We start from the raw sequence: 22,342 nt of genomic DNA, 5'->3' as shown, positions 1-22,342 counted from the left end.
ATAGTGAAACAAGTCAAGTCTAAAGCAGGTATTGTACTTAGAGCCTACCTACCTCCCGGTTTATCGGCATCAACACGGAAACGCTCTACAGATTCTTGAAGACTCCGCGCAACACCTACAAGATTCTGCAAAGACGCAGACACTCTCTGGGACTCTTGTGAAGTTTCTTGAGCGGTTAGCTCTACAGATTGCATAACCTGAGCTACAGTTCGAGAAGTTTCAGTTTGTTTTACAGTATCTTCCGTAATTGAGCGAACCAGCGTATCAATGCGTTGAGACACCTGAATAATATCGCTCAAAGACTGTCTGGCTTGCTCAGCCCGTTTCGTACCGTCAATAACCTGTTGCGTACCTAAGTCCATCGCTTGTTGTACGTTACCAGTCTCACTTTGAATTTGTAATACAATCTGTTCGATTTCTTTTGATGCTTTTGCGGCTCTATCTGCAAGTTGGCGGACTTCATCAGCCACAATTGCGAAACCTCTACCCGCATCTCCTGCCCTTGCTGCTTCAATACTGGCATTTAGTGCCAATAAGTTCGTTCTAGACGCAATCTGAGCAATCAAACCGACAATCTTAGAAATTTCTTGGGAAGATTCGCCCAATCGTTTTACTTTCCGTGTGGTTTCAGCTACCGTCTCACGAATGTCCAGAATGCCTGCCACGGTGCGTTCTACAGCTTCACCGCCTTTCAGTGCAGTTTGAGAGGCAAGTTTTGCCACCTGTTCTGCTTCTCTCGCACTTTCTGCCACCCGTTGAATTGACTCAGTCATCATCTGTACTGAGTTTAATGTGACACCCAACTCTTCAGCTTGGCGTAGAGCATCTGCTGATAAGCTACGCGCAAAACTTTCATTTTCCTTTGAACCTTCGCTCACCTGTCGGGCAGCTATTTTTACCTGTTGTACAATTTCACGTAGATTTTGAATGGTGAGGTTAAACGAGTCAGCAACTGCGCCTAGTACGTCTGCGGTTACCTCTGCCTGAACCGTCAGGTCACCTCTTGCAGCTCCCTCTACATCATCTAGCAATCGAATCACCTGACGCTGTAAATCTTCCTTGGCTTGCTCGTTTTCTTCAGCCTTGCGCTGTGTTTCAGTTGTGCTTGCTAAAATAGTCTGGATCATCTGATTAAAGCTTGCAGCGAGTTTACCAAACTCATCCTCGGTATAAACCGTAGCTCTAGGGTTCATATCACCACGAATTACAGCCTCAAATTGAGATTGCATATTATCTGTGGATCGCTTGACCAGTTTAGTAATTTGCGACCCCAAAAGCCATGCCACTGTACCACTTGCTAAGGCTGCCGCACCTGCCATGACCCATCCTGTATTTCTAATTTGAACGCGAACTTCACGTTGCTCGGAATTTACCGAATTAACTGCCCAAGTAGTAACCATACCTGCGGTAATTGCAGCAATTAGACCCGATGAAACAGCCAAAGCCACACTTTTTGTCTTTAGAGGCAGATTATCAAAAAAGGAAAATATGCCATGTTCAGTAGCTTCAGCCGCAGTGACATCATTAGACATTCTGGGCATACCAATTGTGCCTACAGAACTGAGACCGAATAACTCGGCATCGTTATCGTTGCGTTGGCTACCTAAGCCTGCTGAAGGTGCAACCCTTGTGGTGGCAGTCGCAGCTGAGGTAAAGCGAGATGACGAGAAATCTTGTGTGGTAAAGTCGCCAATATCACTACCAGAAACCATTTGCGTCGCATCAGCGTCATCAAAAGAGTTAGCGAAACCTGAAATATCACTGAGATCGTCAAAGTCGTCAAACTCGTCCATAAATACGACATCTGTATGTTCATTAAGATCGAATGATGTGGTTGATGTTTGCGGACTCGACGATCCTCCTCTCGTACCATTGCTAGTTTTACTCACCATTTGAGTTTCATCTGTGTAGTTAAATCCGCTTGACCCATTAAATGCTGTCCCAAGCGATGAGTCTTCAAAATCAAAGTCTTCAACAGTACCCTTTTGGAAACTATTGGAGTCAAATGAAGAGTTAGCGCTAGTAAGCTGACTTGTTGAGGCACTTTTACCTTTAGATAGATATGAGTCATCATCGAATGAAAACCCATCACTAATGCCCGTCAAATCTTCGTATGTATCATCAGAGCCATAGCCACCTGTAAAAGGGTTACCATTGGCTTCATCATACTCATCATCACCAGAACTAAGTCGCTCTGTAGCAGCAGTTATCCCTCCGTTTGCATATTCTATAATCGAGACATCGTTCGTTAACCCTAAAACTGCTTGATACTCATTGATAGAAGTTTTATATTTTTCCAGTGCTAGGTTGACATGACCATGCAAGAGGCGATACATAGGCTCACTAGGACAGTCTTTAACAAGTTGCGCGGTCAGATCTGCAGCTTTGCTGTAGTCACCCTGCATATATGCTAAAGATGCTTTTTCGTAGTCCTTTTGATATTGTGTACTAGATGCCATTTGCCTTCTCCTAAATCTATATCATCTGCCCATGCAACCTAACCTAAGATGCCCAACGCGCTGAGCGTAAAATATTAACCTGATCTAAAAGCTTTAAAGCAGAACCATCTTCTAATAACCATTCACCTTTAACAAACGGAGCCATACTATCAGGGTTTGTTCTAGAAACTTTAAGTTGATCGGGATCGAGCCATGCCATGACACCAATACTTTCAACCGCCAAACCAAGCATGAGTCCCTGATCTTCAATCGCAATGATTGAAACTTCAGCGCGATCGGTATTTACAGGAGCAGCTTCCCCTAAAAACTGCCCTAGATCGCCAACCCATACAACTCTGCCTCTAACATTAATCGTACCCAAAAGTAATGAAGAAACATTAGGCATGGGGTTAACTCGATCGGGTGGATACTCTAGGACTTCTTTTATACCTACAGCAGGCAGCGCAAACTCCACGCCAGAAGCAACAAAGAACCGTAAATGTAACTCACCTTCTGGTGCCTCAAGCCCCTCTTCAAAATCAGATGCTTGATCCTGACTGATTCCAGGAAAGAAGTCTGGGTTTCCTACCATATTCAGGAAGTTTTACCTCACAATATGCCAATCTTTACACACTTTTAAAATTTTTGAAAATCTTAAAGTATTGATAGTAACGAACAGCCTTCAAATAATCAAGAATTACTTTGATTTTTAACCCTTTCTTAGTAACTGTTTTACAGTACCAACCAATTCTTGTGGCTGAAACGGTTTAGAAATGTAGGCATCTGCCCCTTGCCGCATTCCCCAGTATCGGTCAAATTCCTCACCCTTTGTCGAACACATCACCACAGGGACTTGCTCGGTTTTGGGATCGGTTTTTAGCCTGCGGCATAGTTCATAGCCATTCATACGTGGCATGACGATATCCATGACGACTAGATCGGGGCAGGAACCCTTAATTTGTTCTAGTGCTTCAACGCCATCACTTGCTCCTGTTACACTGAGACCGCTATCTTTTAAAAGATCGGCAATCATTTCTCTCTGAGCAACGCTATCTTCGACTACCAGAACCTTGACCATGAATTTACGTCCCTTGTATGCTTCCTCAGATGGTAAGTTAAGACATCTAACTAAACCTCGGCAAGTGGAAATATATCTATCATAGTGGTCTTTCCTAAATTAATTTAGAATTAAAACCCTGCGATCGCTATTTATATAGGAAACCACGTTTTATCCTTTTCTTAATAGCTGTTTTACAGTACCAACTAATTCTTGTGGTTGAAACGGCTTGGCGATGTAAGCATCTGCTCCTTGGCGCATTCCCCAGTATCGGTCAAACTCTTCACCCTTTGTCGAACACATCACTACAGGGACTTGCTCGGTTTTGGGATCGGTTTTTAGCCTACGGCATAGTTCGTAGCCATTCATGCGTGGCATGACAATATCCATGACCACAAGATCGGGACAGGAATTTTGGATCTGCTCTAGCGCTTCTTGTCCATCAACTGCTGAAATGACATTGAGTCCACTATCTTTTAATAGTGTCGTGATCATTTCTCTTTGCGGGGGACTATCCTCAACCACCAAAACTTTACTCATCAGATTTTCCTTTTAATTTCTCCTTGTCTCAGGTTTAAACGCTTAAATCTTTATGGTCATACTGTAAATTCATGGCATCTATATTGTCCATAAATTCACTGTTTTTAGCTTGATTATTTAAGTGTTTTTCTACGATTGTCAGGAGTTCTTTTTCGCCAAAGGGCTTGGTTAAGTATTCAGTGGCTCCAACCATGCGAGCCTTGACTCGGTCAATAAATCCATCTTTTCCTGTAAGCATAATAATGGGTGTTTGTGAGAAAATGCTTGATTTTCTGAGCATGGCGCATAGCTCATAACCATCAATATCTGGCATTGTGATATCACAAAGGATTAGATTGGGCTTGAGCTGAAATACTAGACTTAAAGCTTTGGTGGGACTTGAAACTGCCGCAACTTGGTACCCATGGTTATGCAAAATATATTCTACGGTTCGACAGATGGTCATACTGTCGTCAATACAGATAATGCGTGGTGATTCTAGCTTGACTTTTTCGGGTACGGTTGGTAAAACGCTTGCTAGACTGACTAAACCATTGCCGATCGCTGTATAAATGACCTCAGCGATTTTAAACGTGCTTTGTCCTGAGTAACGCGCAAGTTGGCGAATCGAGGTTTTGCCGTCAATCCAATGACTGAGGTGAGGTATGGCTTCGGGTTGGAGTTGGATCGGAAGCTGGTTGGGAGATTGAATGTAGGGATGAAATTGTTTCCAAGTTTGAATTTGCCGCACGATATCACTGGCGATCGCGGAGAATTTGATCGATGTTAGCTGAGGAGAAAGGGCTGAACCCATTTCAAATACAAAAGTACCTTTATGCAGGCTGAGCACATCAAATAGGACTTCGGAAACCATATTTTCAACGATCGCGATCGCCTGTTTGGTACTGAGAATATTTGACTCTAGCAAAGACCAGATTTGTCCGTATTCCAAGACATTAATGCCGAGTTTGGAGGTCATAACTTGCTCAAATGCGCGATCTAGTTTCAAACCAAATAAATAATCTCGCAATCTCGTTAGGTTGCTATCGGGATCGGTGGCATAAACAATTTCGCCATTACAGAAAAAAATGTACCAAAATTGACCTGCACTCGACTCAATTAACAGTTCACCAGATCGCTGACCATATTCGATCAGCCTAATGATGCTGTTGACATCTATTTCTCTGAGAGTACCTTGCATTGCGACCGTAGGAGTTGATATGTCTGGGCATTAGGTAACTATAGTGTACGATGCCTTTGCCTTAAGTCTACCAAGCCGCCTCGATCGAATATAATTGACATGACATCAGCCGTAAAAATTGTGGCTTGTCAATTTAGTTCAGTACGGCAAAACCATAAAAATTCACTATGACCAATTCAGCTCAACCTCATGACGATCGGATTATCCCCACTGATCTGCGGGGTGAGATGTCAAGGTCTTACTTAGAATATGCCATGAGCGTGATCGTCGGTCGCGCTCTTCCCGATGCTAGAGACGGACTCAAACCCGTGCATCGGCGTATTTTGTATGCAATGCACGAGCTAGGTTTAAGTGCGGAGCGACCTTTTCGGAAGTGTGCGCGTGTGGTTGGGGATGTGATTGGTAAATATCACCCCCATGGTGACACCGCCGTCTACGATGCCTTGGTACGCATGGCGCAAGATTTTTCGATGCGCGATCGCCTAGTGGATGGGCATGGCAACTTTGGCAGTGTGGACAACGATCCCGCCGCCGCGATGCGGTATACCGAGTGTCGTTTGACCCGAATTTCTCAGGTTGGTTTACTGCAAGACATCGATCGCGAAACGGTCAACTTTGGCGACAACTATGACGGTTCGCAACAAGAGCCTTTGGTTTTACCCGCCCGCGTGCCCCAGTTACTGCTCAATGGTTCGTCGGGCATTGCTGTGGGTATGGCAACCAATATTCCACCCCATAATTTAGGCGAACTTGTGGATGGGCTCGTGGCATTAATTGCCGACCCGAGTTTGACCGATATCGAACTAATTCGCTATATCCCAGGTCCTGACTTTCCCACAGGTGCTTTGATTTTAGGTACAGATGGGATTCGAGACACCTACACCACGGGTCGTGCCTCGATCACCATGCGGGCAGTTGCAGAGTTTGAGACAATTACTGCCCCTGGTCGCCAAGACAGGGAGGCAATTATTATCACCGAGATGCCCTATCAAACCAATAAGGCAGCTCTGATTGAAAAAATTGCCGAGATGGTCAATGACAAAAAGCTGGATGGTATTTCTGATATTCGGGATGAAAGCGATCGCGACGGAATGCGCTTAGTAATTGAGCTAAAACGAGATGCCTATCCTAGAGTTGTGCTGAATAATCTCTATAAAACCACACCTTTACAGTCAAATTTTGGCTGCAACATGCTGGCATTGGTGAATGGAGAGCCTCGCACGCTCAACCTCTCTTGGGCTTTACAGGAGTTTTTAGATTTCCGCTATGAAGTCATTACGAGACGGACGCAGTACGAACTCCGTAAAGCTGAAGAACGCGACCACCTCTTGCAAGGTTTGCTTACAGCCCTCTCTCATCTAGATGCCGTGATTGCCCTGATTCGGGCAGCAGATGATTCGGCGGCTGCCAAAGAAGGCTTGATCGCCAACTTTGGCCTGTCAGAATTACAATGCGATGCGATCTTGCAAATGCAGTTGCGTCGTTTAACTGCCCTTGAAGCAGACAAGATTGAAGCGGAACATGAGGAATTACTCGCCAAAATCATCGATCTAAGAGACATTTTGGCAAATCGCGAACGCATTCTGACGATTACCCGCGAGGAACTTTTAGCGATTAAAGCTGAATTTGCCACACCCCGCCGCACCCGCATTTTGCCCACGGAAGGAGACATCAATACTGCCGACCTGATTGCCAACCGTGAAACCTTGGTCTTGGTAACCGAGCAGGGCTATATCAAACGTTTGCCGATGGATACCTTTGCGGCACAAAGCCGTGCCACCCGAGGCAAATCAGGTACAACCATGAAAGAAGATGATGCGGTGGAACATTTCCTCGCCTGCCGCAGCCACGATAGCGTGCTGTTTTTTACGGATCGGGGTAAGGTCTACAGTCTCAAAGCCTACGAAATTAGCGAATCAAGCCGCACCGCAAGGGGTACAGCCGTTGTCCAGATGCTGCAAATTGCTGGGGACGAACATATCACCTCTGTAATTTCCGTGAGTGAATTTGCCGATGATGAATATTTGGTGATGTTGACTCAGGGCGGTTACATCAAAAAAACCAAGCTCTCGGCTTTTGCCAATATTCGCACCAATGGCTTGATTGCGATTTCCTTAGAAGAAAACGATCAACTGCGTTGGGTTAGACGCACTAAAGCCGATAACAGCATCATCGTGGGCTCAAAATTAGGCATGGCGATTCGCTTCCGTACCGACCACGAGCAATTGCGACCCATGGGTCGCGATACGCGCGGCGTGCGATCGATGCGGCTGAGTCAGGGCGATGAGATTATCAGTATGGATATCTTGCCTGCGGGGTTAGCCGAAATTGAAGCCGTAGAAGAAGAGGATCTAGAAACCGTAGAAATTGTGAGTGAAGTTGTCACGGACGCTACTGCTGAGATCGGCAGCGAAGAAGAAACGCCAGAGGACGATAAGTCTCAAGGACCTTGGGTGCTAGTAGTGACACGCGGTGGCTATGGTAAGCGCGTTCCTGTCAATCAGTTCCGCATTCAAAAGCGAGCAGGAAAGGGCATCAGGGTAACCAAATTTAAAACAGGCGCAGATCAACTTGCTGCCTTGCGTTTGGTCAATCCCGATGATGAAATGATCGTCGCCACAGGTCGCGGCATTGTCGTGCGTCAGGTGACGAATGCGATCGCTTGTCAATCTCGTACGGCACGAGGCGTTCGTTTGCAAAGATTAGATTCAGAGGATGCGATCGTGGGTGTCACCCTCGTTCCTCCAGCTAAGGAAGAAGATGCTGAAGCTATCGATCTAAATCTGGAAATCGATTCTGAAGCGAATCCTGAGGCGAATCTTGAAGTTAGTTCTGAAGCAAATTCTGAAGTTAATCTAGAAGAGACTTCAGAAGTGAATGGTACGGCTGATATCGATGATACCGAAGAGGCTGATACAGATGCCTAAAGATATTGCCAAAGAAACGATTGTCCCCAGTCAACTACTCGACAATCGTTTGCAACACAATGGCAAAAAATTTAGCTATCGTGTTGACAAAATCTTATTGCCCAATGGCGTCACAGGGGAATATGCCTACATTAAACACCCTGGTGCGGGCTTAGCCGTTCCTGTGACCGCTGACGGCAAGTTTATCCTAGTCAGACAATATCGCTTTGCCATTCAACGTTACTTGCTAGAATTTCCCGCAGGGACGCTAGAAGTCAACGAAGCCCCCGACATCACAATTCATCGAGAACTAGAGGAAGAGACGGGTTATCGCGCACATCGCTGGCAAAAACTAGGCACGTTCTTTATTTGTCCAGGATATTCCGATGAGGTGATTCATGCCTATCTCGCTCAAGATTTAGAGAAGTTAGAAAATCCTCCTGCTCAAGATGATGATGAAGAGATAGAAGTAGTCCAGTACGATCGCGACGAACTAGAAGATCTAATCCACTCTGGCTCTGAGTCAACCAGCCTAGACGCAAAATCTATCACCGCTTTTTATCTAGCCTTGAAACATCTAAAAATATAGATCGCCTCCGCTCTTCGTTGAGCAAAACTTACTTGTTTCGCAATCGCCTCAGCAATAGCAGCCCGTTCCTGAGCAGTGGGATATCTCACACCTTTGCGGCGGTACGCATCCCTCTTGGGGAATCGTACCAATACAGCCAATCACGTTCCCAACCACTCAGATCGTTGCGATCACCACTAATTCCAAGTCCCGCCTTCACCACGATGTCTGGGAACACCTGATGCTAAAAAGCCATCGGGAACAACTGCTTTTAACTCTTCTGGATTTTCAAAGTTTGGTTCGTAATAAACAGCCATATCTACACCCCAAAACCAATCGAAGCGATCGGCTATAAAGTAGCGGCTCAGAAATATTCGTCTCGCAAACAGGACAGCTCAAACCTTTTGAAGATAGTGGAGTCATAATTTCATCATTCTTTGATATAGCTGTTCGTATTGCTCGATAATTACATCAGCAGAAAAAAGTTGCTTTACGCGATGATGACAATTGGAGCGTTGAATCTCAGAGATATTATGTACTGCATGACAACCTTCCTCTACGCCATCAATCAAAAAGCCATCAACCTCGTGTCGAACTATCTCTGGCAATGCACCTTTGGGGCAAGATATCACGGGCGTACCACAGGCTAGAGCCTCAGCAAACACAATCCCAAAAGGTTCGTTCCATTCTATGGGAACCAGTAGGGCTAATGCTCGTCCGAGTAAAGCATTTTTTTGTTCGTCATTTACAGTCCCTATATATTCAATCTTGCCTTTCCCCAAATGTGGAAGGATTTCTGATTGCCAATATTTCCCTTCTTTCCCAGAAGTAGCGTAGTTTCCAGCAATTATGAGTCTGCGCCCAGTCTTGTGTGCGATCGCGATCGCTGTGTGCGCTCCTTTAATTTGCTCGATGCGGCTTAGAAACACCAACGGTGCATCGGTTGCGACCGTGGGTTGAAATGTATATTTCGCAAGATCGACGCAATTATAAATCGTTTGCCAAGTTCCGCCAGCATTGCGCCCCACTCTGCAAATACTATCGCTGCAACCTGTAAAAACAAGAGATCGACCTGCTATTTTGGCTGCTAACTTGACAGTGCGATCGCTAGGTTTGCGCTGATAGGACATGATTTTAGGTAAAGGCGAGCGCAAGATTGGCAACAGGTAAAAGATGCGTGAAAAGCTATGTACGACATCAGGTTGAAAGTTTTGAACTGCCGACCATAACGCAACTGTGTTTTGGAAGGTATCAAACCTATTTTGCGATTTCTGTCCTTTCCAAGCGAACAATTTGTTTGCAGGGGATGTAGAGTCAAGATGAGCGACAAGAGCGACTTCATGGTTGCGATTTTGCAGACCAGTTACCAATACATCAACAATTCGCTCAATTCCACCGTAGAGTTTTGGCGGTACGGGTAATTCAGGATCGGCGGTTATAAGAATACGCATCTCAAAAATCCTGTGCTTTCAATTTCTTACAATATAGTGCCTAGCGTATTAAACAGATAGCAGGTGAAAGCGATCGCGATCGCATCAGCAGCATCATCGGGTTTAGGAATTTTGTCAAGATTGAGTTCCCGAGCCACCGCTTCTTGGACTTCGGCTTTATCGGCTCTGCCATAGCCCGTCAGAGCTTGCTTGATCTGGGGCGGCGAAAACTCCTCGGGTTGAATGCCATGCTGGGAAAGGGTGAGCAGAACCACACCTCTGGCTTGGGCTACGCTAATCAAATTCCCCATGCGATAAAAGAAGAGCTTTTCCATTCCTACGATTTGGGGTTGCCATTCCGTCAGTAGGGTGTGCATATCGTCATAGATGGTTTTGAGGCGATCGCCCATCGGCGTATTTTTGGGCGTCTGAATTACACCAAATTCCAATAACTTCGGTACAGTATCTTTTTCCACTTCAAGAATGCCAAATCCCAAAGTGGCAATGCCTGGATCGATGCCCATAATTCGCATAGTTATCGATCTGCCTGCTGAATTTGTCGCACCACCGTCAGAGCGGAATAACTCACGCCTGCGGTTCCTTCTCCGGGGTGGGTGCTATCTCCCACCAGCCAGACATGCTGAATCGGCGTGCGATTGGCAAACCCAAAAGGGCCAAAGGTGGAAACGCGCATACCAATCCCACCCACAAAGCCTTGCTCTCTCGCCGTATAACGGGCAAAGGTACGGGGTGTACCTGCTTCCATATAGAGAATTGTGCCCTCAAGGTTGAAGTATTTGCCTAGCTGCGCGATCGCGCGATCGGTAAACTGCTGTTTCAGTGCTTCATAATCTTCGCATTCCCACCAAGCCTTGGCATCGGTAAACTCCGAGGCAATAATTGTAGCTTTGCCTGCGGGTGCGCGTCCGTCTCCCTCTTGACTTACGGAAACAAATAGAGAGCGCGAACTCTCATAGTCATCGAGAAACTGTAGATGGGGCGGACAGCAATCGGGAATGGCAGCGCGATCGACACCTAAATAGACCACAAAGGCACCCGACGCAGGTTTTAGGTTTTCCACTCTCGTTCGATATCTAGTCGGAGTTTGACTTCCCAAAAGTTTCAACAAATTCTGTACGGTGACATTTGCCACCACACAATCGGCAGGTTCCCACCAAGTTTCGCCAGTGCGTTGATTCTTCACTTTTACTTGGGGTGGCTGTTTGGGCTCGATCGCTTCCACAGAGTGCTGCATGAATAACTTGCCCCCCTTCCGTTCTAACGCCTCGACCAAGCGATCGGAGAGAACCTGCATACTCCCTTTTAAATGGAACAAGCCTAAAGGGGATTGCGACACCGCCATAGAGGTGGCGGCATAGAGCAACGCCGTTTCTTCGGCATTGACTTGCGAATAGAGTTTTAGCTGCAAATCTAGAAATGTCTGCAGGCGGCGATCGCTTGCCAAACCAAAGCCTCTCAGAGCATCACCGACTGTGGAGAAGGTATAGGGCATCGTGGGCAGCGTATCGAGGCGAACAGCTTTGATTAATTGCCAGAGATCCCACAAACTACGGGGTGGCAAAACTGGTTCGCGAGACTGAAACCGCCAACTGGGCTGAAACAGATCGGTGAGAAACTGCCAAAAGGGTTCGCTATGGGGAAACTGTCGTTGCCGTTCTTCTTTCCATTGTTGCGGATCGCGCCAGATATTAATCGGTTCGCTTTCGTTAGGCAGATATACGGCACAGGCAGGATCGCAGTAGGTCGCGGCGGGAATTTCGATGCCTAATTCTGTAAAAATGCGATGGTGAATCCCCCCTACTTCCAAGCCTGCAACTTGCGTCGCCCCCACATCAAAGGTAAAGCCGCGTCGTTTAAACGTGGAAGCACAGCCTCCTGGTGCGATCGCTTGGTCAAAAATTTGAACTTCATACCCTCGGTGCGCCAATAACGCCCCTGCGGTGAGCCCCCCAATACCAGCCCCAATCACAATTACACGCTTTTGCTTTGCCATAGTTAAGGCATGATTGATTTAAAATTTACCCCACTCTAGCTCTCCCCTTGGTAAGGGGAGAGAACAAGATTTCTTGTCTTCCCCCTTGGTAAGGGGGAATTAAAAGGGGGAAGTTCGATGGGTAAGTTCACAGGTAGCATGATGAATGGTCGAAAATTTATCTTATAAAAACCTGCTTACACTTTAGCCAGTGTAACCATTTCCTGTTGATCTTGATATTTACCTCGGCGCGTTTCATAACTGACCGCACAGGGTTCGCCTTCAAAGAACAACAATTGCACGACGCCTTCATTCGCATAAATGCGGCAGTCAGCACTCGATGAGTTAGAAAATTCTAAGGTTAAATGTCCCCGCCAGCCAGCCTCCGCAGGGGTGAGATTGGCAATCAAGCCAATTCTGGCGTAAGTACTTTTACCTATGCAGATTACTGAGACATTATCTGGAACTTCAATTCGCTCTAGGGCAACGCCCAAGCCGTAGGAATGCGCGGGTAAAATAAAGTAGCTGCCGCTGTCGTCAGAATGTAGCTGCGATCGCTCCAAATTCTCAGGGTTAAAATTCTTGGGATCGACCACCGTGCCTGGGATATGGCGAAATACCTGAAAATCATTCGCGGACAGTCGAATATCGTAGCCATAGGAAGACAAACCATAGCTAATCACGCGACGGGACTGGTCATCTACCTGTATCTGACGAATTAAGCTGGGTTCAAACGGCGTAATCAAGCCTTTTGCCGCCATTTCGATAATCCAAGAATCGTTTTTAATCATTGAGCGTTTTATTCAAAATATCTAGCCAATCAACCTTACGGTAGGACTATCCTATCTCGAAAGCGATCGCCTTAGGGATGTACGGGTTACTGAGCGATCGCTTGAAAAGCTAACCGACTTTTCGCGACTATATGTACAATGTAATGTACGTATTAAGCATTTTGCCATTGATTATGAAAGCAATTACATATACCCATGCTCGCACTAATCTAGCGAAAACAATGGAAAGCGTGTGTGACGATCATGCACCTGTAATTGTGACTCGCCAAAATCAAAATTCCGTGGTGATTATTTCGCTAGAAGATTATGAATCGCTTGTTGAAACTGCTTATCTATTACGGAGTCCAAAGAATGCTCAACGATTGATTAAAGCGATCGCTGAGTTAGAATCTGGCGGTGGCAGGGAACGGGAACTAATCGAATGAGTGTAATCTTTGCCGATGATGCATGGGAAGATTATCTATATTGGCAGCGCACCGATCGAAAAATTCTCACACGAATCAATACGCTCATCAAAGAAATTCAGCGAACGCCCTATGAGGGAATTGGTAAGCCAGAAGCCTTGAAACATAGCTTTTCGGGTTATTGGTCAAGACGGATTAATGATGAGCATCGCATCATTTACAAAGTTGAAGCCGATTCCTTGCTGATTGCTCAACTTCGTTATCATTATTGAATGATTGAAAGTGGATTCTCATTTGTGGCTGTGATTTCATAGGCTTGTTTTCTTTTCCATGACTTACCTTATATTCAACGTGCCATTGTTGAGCGGGTTGAAAATTTATAATTCCCAATTCGTATTTTATAATTAACAAAACCCATTAATCAAAAAGATGATATCCATCAATCTAGATCGAGAAACAGAAGGCTATTTAGCAGAAATTATCGCTCAAGAGAATAGCACCTCCGAAGAACTTCTAAAAAGACTCATCTATCAACATTGGCAAACCCTAAAACCCCGCCAAACCCTAGCCCAAAGAAGAGGCGGACATCCTGCGAACCTGCTACAAGATGCAGCTCCTGATGCATCGTTACGCGAAAATCGCAAAAAAGCCATCTTAGAACACATTCAAAGCCATCATCAAAAATCTAATTAATGCAAGAATATCCGCCCGTAATTCTTACCGATAGCAGTATTCTGTTTGCATATTACAGCGCTAGAGATAACTATCACACCGCCGTTTGTAAATTTTTTGAAGAATGCTCAAGCGAACTAATTACCACCTCAGCTTGCGTAACGGAAGTAATGTATCTGTTGAGCAGAGACTATCGCACCCAAAATGAATTTCTCAATGACTTAGCCCAAAAGCTTTATCGATGCATTCCACTAATATCCGAAGATTTTAGCCGCATGAGAGAACTTAACGAGCAATATGCAGACTTGCCAGCCGACTTTGCCGACCTATCGCTAATTTCAATTTCTGAAAGGTTAAATATTTCTGCGATCGCTACATTAGACAGTGATTTTGACATTTATCGGCGATATCGCAAACAACCCTTTGAGCGCATATTTTTACCATTTGATTGACGGTCAAATCTCTTGTTTCGGCTTCATTATTTTAAAGTTTGAGCAAAAAACAGCGATATTCCCACAGAAACAAGTGGCAGTTACCAAGTGATTTATCAAGTTTTTTCGCCACTTAAAGAAAACGGCAATAATCCCGAACTTGTGGGCTAGTAGTTTATAATCGGTAAGCCTGTTTTAATTGTTCGGAATTTATTAAACGATATGGCTGTTAAAGTTCTTATTCCCACACCTCTGCAACAACTCACCAACAATCAAGCCACTGTAGAGTGTCAAGGGGCAAATGTTCAAGAAATGCTGGACTCCTTAGAGGCTAACTGTCCTGGCATCAAAGCTCGTATTTGCGACGAGCAAGGTAATCTCCGCCGCTTTGTTAACTTTTACGTAAATAGCGAAGACATTCGTTTTCTTGATGGCGCGAATACCGCACTCAGCGATGGCGATGAAGTCAGCATTATTCCAGCCATCGCTGGCGGTTGAGTCGATAGTTAATTGCTTAATCTGACGATAGTGAAGCAAGCGCTTGTTGTAGTATCCACTCAAGCGTCTGCTTACCCTTATTGAAATCTGAGGGTGGTTTGTAGTTGCCACCCCAGTTTCGCAACCAATCTGAAATTCCACTGAGTGCGCTGCTAGCAAAATTTCCTACTTGTTGAAACACTTGTAATGGACCTATCCCTGTAACAATCTGAAGCCCAAACACCACAAGCGCAACGAGCAAGGCAGTTTTAAACGTGGTTTTGATGATGCTCAGTAATCCCCAAATCAGCAAAACGGAAACAACAAGTGCTCCGATGAGTAAGGCTGCATTCATAATTAAGCCAATTTTCTGTGTAATCGAGTACCGAAATTCATTGTAAGCGTAGAATCTAAATTCACTTTAAATTCGTGCTAAAGGTTGGTGCAGAGAATCTCAGAAAGAACTGACCTAGTATGACGAAATTTTCTGACTAAAAAGTAGCGATCGATGACTTTTTCTGTCACTTTAATGTTTTGTCATGTAAATTCCCCTAAAATATTCATATAACCATCGCCTTACCTGAGTGGATGTATCAGTATGGAATTTGTCGCTTATCTCCATGGTGCGCTCGTACAAGAGCAAGTAGAGCAAGGAATTGACATCGATCCTGACTTAAATTGTGCGGCTTTGAATGCAACGGTTGAGTCAGCAGGTGTTGCAAAAACAATCCTATGCACGGGACTCGCAGCAAGTACGTTAGCGGTTAGCCTTAGTACAGTTCCCGTTCGGGCAGCCTTAGCTTCAGGTGGTTCCTCCTCTGATATATCTTTTGTGCAAAGTCTATTGGCAAGACGAGGCTTCGATCCTGGGGCGATCGATGGAATTAAGGGATCGGCAACAGAAGCCGCGATCGCCAAAGCACAAACCTATTACGGGCTAGAGGTGGATGGTGTCGTAGGTTCTCAGACCCTTGCCGCACTTCAAAATGATACCTATGACGTTGGGGGCAGCTCAAATCCTTCTGTGCCCGACTCTACGCCTGTGACGCCTGTTAGTAGTTCAACTACCGTCGATTTGCAGACCCTGCTTTCAAGCCGAGGATTTTATCACGGGGCGATCGACGGCATTAAAGGTCCCGCAACCGAAGCCGCAATTCTACAAGCGCAAACATTTTACGGTTTAGAGGTGGATGGTGTCGCGGGTTCTCAAACGATCGCCTCACTCCAAGCCGATCCCTATAATTTGTCAGGGGACTCTAATCCCTCTACACCTCCTGCTTCTACCACACCTCCTGTCACGAATGTCAGTAGTTCGTCCGTTGTAGATTTGCAGACTTTACTATCGACCCGAGGTTTCTATCGCGGTGCGATCGATGGCATTAAAGGGCCTGCAACCAACGCAGCGATTCTGGCTGCACAGAGATTTTATGGCTTGGAGGTAGATGGTATTGCTGGGGTGAAAACGCGATCGGCACTAGAACGTGATGGGGCTTCCCAACCTGTTGCCACCAACAGTGGAGATGTTAAACCTACGACTCCCACAAGTAGCGGCGATACAAAAGCAAATGGAGATGTTAAACCTACGACTCCCACAAGTAGCGGCGATACTACACCTGTTGCTGCTAACAGTGGAGATGTTAAGCCTCCTGCGACGAGCGGTGGTTCGACCAGCAGCAGCAATCCAAGTAGCATGAGCACGGCTGATGTGATTGAACTGCAAAAACTTTTAACCGCTGGACACTTTTACGATGGTTCAATTGATGGCATTTACGGTCCATCAACCATTGAGGCGGTAAAATATGCCCAGAGATTTTTCGATTTACCTGAAGATGGCATTGCGGGTGCAAAAACCCTTGCGGCTTTAAGGGCTTAAAAGATTTCCAGCAAGCAAATTACCCTATCCCGTGAGATCTAGGGCTGTAAGCATCAAAATAGCAAAAGCTATTTTGATGCCCAGAATTTTCACGAGCTAAACGTTCAGCACGGTAATGTCTTGGACGGTGAGAACGCGAGATGCTGCCAGACGCTTGAGCCATCCCTGTAAATATTTGCGATTGGCTGCTTGCTGTTCGGGGTCTTGGGTATCGATCGGGAAGGGAGCTAGGGCTTTAATTGCGGCAGTCGTTACGCAAAACATCGACTTTTGAAAGGATACGCAAATTTTTACGCGCAGATCGATTTCGCCGCGAACACCTAACTTATAGAAATCATGCAGATATTTAGGCAAGAAATGACGCATATCCTGCATCAACAATGTGGGTGGAATTCCAGCTCCACCAACTGGCAAGGGATCGGCATATAAAACACCGTAGTTAAACTGCGAAATTTCATAGGGGATTTTTTGCACCAAAGCATTATCCCTAAAATTATCTTGCGCGTTATACGAGATCGTTCCACGAAAAGGAAAAGAGCGAAAAAAGACAGCTTCTACATAGGGAATCGCCGTATCGTTGAGAAAATTTAGTCCTGCGGAAGCTGGCACGATCTCATAATCTTGTCCTTTAATCTTGACAGTATAGGTAAATGGTTTTGGGGCTGCCCCTACCAAACCAGCAATTACATGATTCACCACATCCGCAATGGTTTGAATTTCGCCACGATCGTAGCGATCGCTGAGATCTAAAAACATCGGCGACATAAACGACCAAAAAAAGCCAAGCGCATGATAATACGCCATTTGCCGCATCTGTTCGGGCAAGAAATTGGGAAATAGTCGATGTAAACCTTGCATCAAGAAATTCCCCTTGAGTTTGGCAGCGATCGCCACTTCTACTTTCTGGCTAAATTCTTCGGAGTCCAAATATTTGTCGAGCCCACCGCCACCATGCCAGAGCATCGCTCTCATGCAATATTCTGAAAACTCAAGATTGATGCGATCGTGCCACAAATGCTGAAGTAGTTTTTTTGCCGAAACCTCACCGTTAAAGTACTTAAAGAAGGGAAAAAGTACTAAAAACTGACTTTCGGAGATATAGGTCAAGTTCCGCCAATAAGCATCCAGCACATGACCGTAGCTTTTGAGAATGCCGACCACCTCCATGAGATTTTCTTTAGACTCAGGTAGGAGTGCCCCACCTGTTTGGAGGCGATCTAAAATTTCGGTCAAGCTTGGGTTAAGGGGGTTTCTAGTAGTGCTCATTCGCTCATTTTATCAAGCTCTTGAACCAAAAACTCAGACAACTTATCTAACCTTCCCCCGCTAACCAGATCCTTATCCCCCAAGCCAGCAGCAAGATCAGGGCTGTTAGGATGTCTCGAAATACAAGTTTAAGCGGATTCCAGCGGACTTGATGGGTATTAGGTGTCGTAAAACCTCGAATTTGCATAGCATTCGCCGTCTGATCGGCTCGGATAAACAAATTGTCAATCAGCCTTTCTGACAATAAGATCCAAATTTGAATTGAGCGCTTAAGCCCCAATCGTTTCCAGTTAATCGCCCTCGTTCGCATTGCCCTTGCCAAATTTTGAACTTCCTCTAGTACCAGGGGTACAAATCGTAAGGCTAAGGTCAAGGTCAGCGTAATTTCGACGATGGGTATACGAAGGCGGCGAAGCGGTAAGGTCAGAGCCGTGATGCCTGCGGTAATTTCTTCGGGAGAGGTGACTAATAAAAATAGGGTGGGCGCATAAAGAAAGGTGAAAATTAACGTACTGACGCGGATGCCGAGATCGAGCGATCGCCGCGTCACTTGCAGCCCCCCTGCTTTCCACAGGACATATTTATAAGGATTTGGCTGGGGTAGTGCTGGAGCTGGGACTGGTTGCACTTCAGGTGCAAGTGTTTGGAATATTTGGGGCAGGATCGGTTTGCTTGGGGTCGTCGCGATTCCCAAAGGAATGCGTGCCGCCGCAATGCTATCGATAGAGGGGCGGCGAGGCTGGGGGTTGACATTTAAACCATCAGGCGAAAAGGTGGCAATCAGTAAGGTCATAGAAGCCAGCAACAGCAATAACCCCATCTGCTGTTTCCAAACGCGCCAAGGCACTCGTGTAGAGATGGTAAGCGCAATTAAGATACCCACCATCGAGATCCGCCACGTTTGGTTGGCTTGGATCGGGGAGAGCAAAAAGGTTAACAGCGCAAATAGCTTAATTCTCGGATCGAGTCTGTGCAGCCAAGTAATTGGCTGCTCTAGATAAAGCCCTATAGGAAGCGATCGCAGGATGTCCACGTAATAAACCTTATACCAATTTCAATTAAATTTGTCGCAAATAGGAAGATTTCCTATATGGGCAATCCCTCTATGGTTGCTTTAGATCCCACAGGGCAGGCACAGGGACACTTCCCCAACGGGGGATTTTTGGGATAACCTAGCTACCTGCCACAAAAGCCCCTCTCCTAAATGCCTAGAAGAGGGGCAAGGAATAATCACTTAATTTTGACTTATTTTGTCCATTCCGTATGGAAAGAACCTGGCTTGTCGATTCGCTCGTAGGTGTGAGCGCCAAAGTAATCGCGTTGGGCTTGGGTGAGGTTTTGGGGCAAGCGATCGCGGCGATAGCTATCAAAATAGTCTAGAGAAGCACTAAAGGCAGGAATGGCGATCCCCAACTGTGCTGCTGCCTGAACGACTTTGCGCCATGCCGCCTCTTTGCTTAAGATCGTTTGCTTAAAGTCCGGATCGACGAGCAGGTTTGGTAGCTCGTGATTGCGCACAAAGGCATTTTTGATCTTGTCTAAAAAGACAGCACGAATAATACAGCCACCTTTCCAAATTCGCGCAATTTCACCGAGGTTTAACTCATACTTAAACTCCTTAGAGGCAGCCGCCAACAGTGCCATCCCCTGAGCGTAAGAGCAAATTTTGGAGCAGTACAGCGCATCTCGCACCGCATTGGTAAACTCGGCGCGATCGCCCTCATATTTCGCTTGGCTCGATGTCGTTAGTACCAGCGAAGCTGCAACCCGCTCTTTTTTGTAAGAAGACATTACCCTTGCCGTCACAGCCGCGATCATCGTAGGAATGGGGACACCTAGATCGAAAGCACTTTGGACAGTCCACTTACCTGTGCCTTTTTGTCCAGCCGCATCCATAATTTTGTCTACTAACGGATCGCCCGTCTCGTCATCGATCTTGGCAAAAATATCGGCGGTAATGTCGATCAAAAATGAGTCTAGTTCGGTCGATCGCCAAGCATTAAAGGTTTCGTGGAGTTCGGCGGCTTCCATGCCCAAACCAGTTTTGAGCAGGTCATAGGCTTCGGCAATCAACTGCATATCGCCATACTCAATGCCGTTATGTACCATTTTGACGTAATGCCCCGCACTGCCAGGTCCAATGTAGGTAACACAGGGACCATCAACCTGCGCCGCAATTTTGGTGACAATGCTTTCAATTTCAGCATAGGCAGTTTTTTGTCCGCCAGGCATCAGACTAGGTCCGTTCAAAGCGCCTTCTTCGCCACCACTCACGCCCATGCCAATAAACTGGAGATTTGCGTGCTCTAGTTCGACCGTGCGGCGATCGGTATCCGTATATAGGGAGTTGCCTCCATCAATAATGATGTCCCCTGGTTCGAGCAATGGTTTAAGCTCATTAATCACACCATCGACAGGTGCGCCCGCTTTTACCATAATCATGACGCGGCGGGGACGCTCTAGGGAGGCAACGAGTTCTGGAATTGTATAGGTGGGTTTGACATTTTTGCCCGCAGCCCGCGTTTCCATAAACTTATCAGTTTTGTCACGACTGCGATTGTAAACAGCAATTGAGAACCCATTACGCTCAATATTTAATGCAAGGTTCTCACCCATGACAGCTAGACCAATTAGACCGAAGCTTTGTTTATCAGATGTCATAAAATAATCTCAGTGAATAGGTTTTCGCTCTGTCATCCTGATTTGCCCTGTTTTAATGCCTTTTTCTTAATCACTTCTTAACTATTAAGTACAAATTTTAAGATTGTCATTAAAACAGTAATCCAGCTTCAGGACAAATTTATCCTAATCGCTCTAAGCTTAACCCCTAGCAATCCTTTGTTAATCCTTAATACCTTGACTGTCTATTTGTCGCAGATCGTACAGTTTTGACACTTTCTCTCAGCAGGTTCTATCTCACGGCTTGATAAGGGTGTATATTTATCTAAATGTGTAACGTCGTTCCTGAAATCTTGGCAAATCGGCCAAAATTATGGTGCGTTTTAGGGGGGAAAGGCTTCTGTAGCGGACTTTTCTAACGTAACTCATTTAAGTTTAAGTTGTTTTATACCTGTTTGGTCTAGACATCACCTAGGCTTGGGGTGATTTGGAGGTTATCATGAGCAAGATTAATAAACCTAATAAACCTGATAATTTAGCTAACCGTCCTCTCAATCGATCGCATCCGCCTCAACCTCCAGCCAGAGAGTCGCAAAAGTTAGAAGTCATAAAAGTGATCAGCCCTTCACCCATCGAGCCGGTCGACCCGCTTAAACCTAAAAGTAGCGAACCCGAGCAGCCTAATGATGCCGCGATCGATAACAGTTCTGGGCAGGGTAATTTGGAAGAGCGTCAAAGTCGGTTGATTGCCAAGGCTGTGTTGTCAGCATCTAAATCGCCAAAAAGCGATCGGCAAATAGAGGCAGTCGCTACAATTGATGCGGGCGATCTGACTGATGAGGAAGACAAAGAAAGGTTACAGCCCATTCCTCCTGCAACGGAAGCCATGCAGTATCGTGCGATTGGCGTCATTCGCGGTCGCTATGTTTCTCAAGAAGATAACTTTAGCAAAGGGCAACTGTTCGCATCGGATGGCACGGTGATTGATGCGGTTTTGCTAGGCAAAATTATCTCGATTGTCAAAAAACGTCTTGACATGGAGAAAGAATATCTTTGGGTTGTCTATCCACGCACCAATGATAAAACGGGGGATTTGCATATTCAGATTGCGGGGGTCTGGGCTCCTGTCGAAATGGGTAAATCCGATCAGCCCATCGATCCTGGGGTTGAAGATGGTTATTTCTCCGTGCGGGGTGAAGTAATCGCGCAATCTGTAGAACATAACTCGATTTTGATCAAAGTGTGTCGGATCGAGCAAAAGCCTGATAAGAAAAAGAAAAATGCTGGCAAGTCATTTAACAAGTTTAAGCTCAGACTGACTGGACTTTTACCTGCTAATGCTGTGGGGCAGTTTTGGGATATTAACGTGCAGCGGCAAAATAATGCCCTGAATATTCTCGACGGTCAGTTTATCGCTCAAGTTCCGATGAAAAAACCTTTCCGCAAACCTGGTGGGAGACCGCCAAACAAAGGCACTTTTTCCACGAAGCCCAGAAAAGTGATCGACCAATCAGGCAAAGTCACAATTGTGAATCCACAAGCAGCACCCTATAAACCCCCTGTTCGCCAAGGTGGATCTGAAGATCGTCCGCGTCCGATTATCAAACGCGCCCAGCCACCGATCAACAGCGATCCAAGCTAAGTCGTTGGGATAAGAGTAGGGGCAATTCACGAATTGCCCCTACTCTTGAATTGTC

At 45.8% G+C, this 22,342-nt stretch carries 22 protein-coding genes; 9 read left to right on the top strand and 13 right to left on the bottom strand.

The window, feature by feature from the left end:
• Positions 1-44: 44 nt before the first annotated feature.
• From ACP2WE_RS18650 to ACP2WE_RS18630, 5 genes are all read right to left on the bottom strand, one after another.
• Positions 45-2,459, bottom strand: coding sequence for a methyl-accepting chemotaxis protein (locus ACP2WE_RS18650; protein WP_425217050.1), 2,415 nt, complete (start codon positions 2,457-2,459; stop codon positions 45-47).
• A gap of 43 nt (positions 2,460-2,502) precedes the next feature.
• The gene (locus ACP2WE_RS18645) at positions 2,503-3,030 is read right to left on the bottom strand and encodes a chemotaxis protein CheW (protein WP_425217049.1); all 528 of its coding nucleotides are present in this window, start codon (positions 3,028-3,030) and stop codon (positions 2,503-2,505) included.
• 117 nt (positions 3,031-3,147) lie between these two features.
• Positions 3,148-3,516, bottom strand: a complete 369-nt coding sequence (locus tag ACP2WE_RS18640) for a response regulator transcription factor (RefSeq protein ID WP_330481932.1) — start codon at positions 3,514-3,516, stop codon at positions 3,148-3,150.
• A gap of 150 nt (positions 3,517-3,666) precedes the next feature.
• The gene (locus ACP2WE_RS18635) at positions 3,667-4,035 is read right to left on the bottom strand and encodes a response regulator transcription factor (protein ID WP_425217048.1); all 369 of its coding nucleotides are present in this window, start codon (positions 4,033-4,035) and stop codon (positions 3,667-3,669) included.
• A 34-nt stretch (positions 4,036-4,069) separates the two neighbouring features.
• Positions 4,070-5,215: a response regulator gene (locus ACP2WE_RS18630; RefSeq protein WP_425217047.1), complete on the bottom strand. Its 1,146-nt coding sequence runs from the start codon at positions 5,213-5,215 to the stop codon at positions 4,070-4,072.
• 167 nt (positions 5,216-5,382) lie between these two features.
• Between ACP2WE_RS18630 and gyrA the strand changes: the two genes are divergently transcribed.
• Positions 5,383-8,142 (top strand): DNA gyrase subunit A, encoded by a 2,760-nt coding sequence (gyrA, locus tag ACP2WE_RS18625; protein WP_425217046.1) that lies wholly within the window; start codon positions 5,383-5,385, stop codon positions 8,140-8,142.
• Positions 8,135-8,710 carry an NUDIX hydrolase gene (locus tag ACP2WE_RS18620; protein WP_425217045.1) on the top strand — a complete coding sequence of 192 codons (576 nt, stop codon included), beginning with the start codon at positions 8,135-8,137 and terminating at the stop codon, positions 8,708-8,710. The genes gyrA and ACP2WE_RS18620 overlap by 8 nt, the downstream gene beginning before the upstream one ends.
• A gap of 398 nt (positions 8,711-9,108) precedes the next feature.
• Here ACP2WE_RS18620 and ACP2WE_RS18615 read toward each other — a convergent pair whose 3' ends face one another.
• The 4 genes from ACP2WE_RS18615 to dcd form a co-directional block, all read right to left on the bottom strand.
• Positions 9,109-10,140, bottom strand: coding sequence for a glycosyltransferase (locus ACP2WE_RS18615; RefSeq protein ID WP_425217044.1), 1,032 nt, complete (start codon positions 10,138-10,140; stop codon positions 9,109-9,111).
• Positions 10,141-10,166: 26 nt separating this feature from the next.
• Positions 10,167-10,652: a crossover junction endodeoxyribonuclease RuvC gene (gene ruvC, locus ACP2WE_RS18610; protein ID WP_425217043.1), complete on the bottom strand. Its 486-nt coding sequence runs from the start codon at positions 10,650-10,652 to the stop codon at positions 10,167-10,169.
• Positions 10,653-10,654: 2 nt separating this feature from the next.
• Positions 10,655-12,133: a C-3',4' desaturase CrtD gene (gene crtD / locus ACP2WE_RS18605; RefSeq protein WP_425217042.1), complete on the bottom strand. Its 1,479-nt coding sequence runs from the start codon at positions 12,131-12,133 to the stop codon at positions 10,655-10,657.
• Between the two features lie 176 nt (positions 12,134-12,309).
• Positions 12,310-12,903 (bottom strand): dCTP deaminase, encoded by a 594-nt coding sequence (gene dcd / locus ACP2WE_RS18600; protein ID WP_425217041.1) that lies wholly within the window; start codon positions 12,901-12,903, stop codon positions 12,310-12,312.
• 173 nt (positions 12,904-13,076) lie between these two features.
• Between dcd and ACP2WE_RS18595 the strand changes: the two genes are divergently transcribed.
• The 5 genes from ACP2WE_RS18595 to ACP2WE_RS18575 all read left to right on the top strand — a co-directional run bounded on the left by ACP2WE_RS18595 (position 13,077) and on the right by ACP2WE_RS18575 (position 14,908).
• Positions 13,077-13,328, top strand: a complete 252-nt coding sequence (locus ACP2WE_RS18595) for a type II toxin-antitoxin system Phd/YefM family antitoxin (protein ID WP_425217040.1) — start codon at positions 13,077-13,079, stop codon at positions 13,326-13,328.
• Positions 13,325-13,579, top strand: coding sequence for a Txe/YoeB family addiction module toxin (locus ACP2WE_RS18590; RefSeq protein WP_425217039.1), 255 nt, complete (start codon positions 13,325-13,327; stop codon positions 13,577-13,579). Before ACP2WE_RS18595 ends, ACP2WE_RS18590 begins: the two co-directional genes overlap by 4 nt.
• Positions 13,580-13,736: 157 nt before the next feature.
• Positions 13,737-14,000 carry a hypothetical protein gene (locus ACP2WE_RS18585; RefSeq protein WP_425217038.1) on the top strand — a complete coding sequence of 88 codons (264 nt, stop codon included), beginning with the start codon at positions 13,737-13,739 and terminating at the stop codon, positions 13,998-14,000.
• Positions 14,000-14,431, top strand: a complete 432-nt coding sequence (locus tag ACP2WE_RS18580) for a type II toxin-antitoxin system VapC family toxin (protein ID WP_425217037.1) — start codon at positions 14,000-14,002, stop codon at positions 14,429-14,431. Before ACP2WE_RS18585 ends, ACP2WE_RS18580 begins: the two co-directional genes overlap by 1 nt.
• A gap of 201 nt (positions 14,432-14,632) precedes the next feature.
• The gene (locus tag ACP2WE_RS18575) at positions 14,633-14,908 is read left to right on the top strand and encodes a MoaD/ThiS family protein (protein ID WP_330481898.1); all 276 of its coding nucleotides are present in this window, start codon (positions 14,633-14,635) and stop codon (positions 14,906-14,908) included.
• 16 nt (positions 14,909-14,924) lie between these two features.
• Here ACP2WE_RS18575 and ACP2WE_RS18570 read toward each other — a convergent pair whose 3' ends face one another.
• Entirely contained in the window at positions 14,925-15,242 is a 318-nt protein-coding gene (locus ACP2WE_RS18570) for a hypothetical protein (protein ID WP_425217036.1), read from the bottom strand.
• A 243-nt stretch (positions 15,243-15,485) separates the two neighbouring features.
• Between ACP2WE_RS18570 and ACP2WE_RS18565 the strand changes: the two genes are divergently transcribed.
• A complete protein-coding gene (locus ACP2WE_RS18565; protein WP_425217035.1) occupies positions 15,486-16,760 on the top strand; it encodes a peptidoglycan-binding domain-containing protein in 1,275 nt (424 codons plus the stop codon).
• Between the two features lie 96 nt (positions 16,761-16,856).
• Here the strand turns inward: ACP2WE_RS18565 and ACP2WE_RS18560 are convergent, their stop codons facing one another.
• The 3 genes from ACP2WE_RS18560 to gnd form a co-directional block, all read right to left on the bottom strand.
• A complete protein-coding gene (locus ACP2WE_RS18560; RefSeq protein ID WP_425217034.1) occupies positions 16,857-18,026 on the bottom strand; it encodes a CO2 hydration protein in 1,170 nt (389 codons plus the stop codon).
• Positions 18,027-18,072: 46 nt separating this feature from the next.
• Positions 18,073-19,059, bottom strand: a complete 987-nt coding sequence (locus ACP2WE_RS18555; protein WP_425217033.1) for an energy-coupling factor transporter transmembrane component T family protein — start codon at positions 19,057-19,059, stop codon at positions 18,073-18,075.
• Positions 19,060-19,271: 212 nt separating this feature from the next.
• A complete protein-coding gene (gnd, locus tag ACP2WE_RS18550) occupies positions 19,272-20,687 on the bottom strand; it encodes an NADP-dependent phosphogluconate dehydrogenase (RefSeq protein ID WP_425217032.1) in 1,416 nt (471 codons plus the stop codon).
• Between the two features lie 457 nt (positions 20,688-21,144).
• Between gnd and patR the strand changes: the two genes are divergently transcribed.
• Positions 21,145-22,287, top strand: coding sequence for a heterocyst master regulator PatR (patR, locus tag ACP2WE_RS18545; protein ID WP_425217031.1), 1,143 nt, complete (start codon positions 21,145-21,147; stop codon positions 22,285-22,287).
• The last annotated feature ends 55 nt before the right edge of the window (positions 22,288-22,342 follow it).

This window comes from Tumidithrix helvetica PCC 7403 (genome assembly GCF_965232925.1).
Lineage (GTDB): Bacteria > Cyanobacteriota > Cyanobacteriia > Pseudanabaenales > Pseudanabaenaceae > Tumidithrix > Tumidithrix helvetica.
This window is presented reverse-complemented; position numbering and strand designations above follow the sequence as displayed.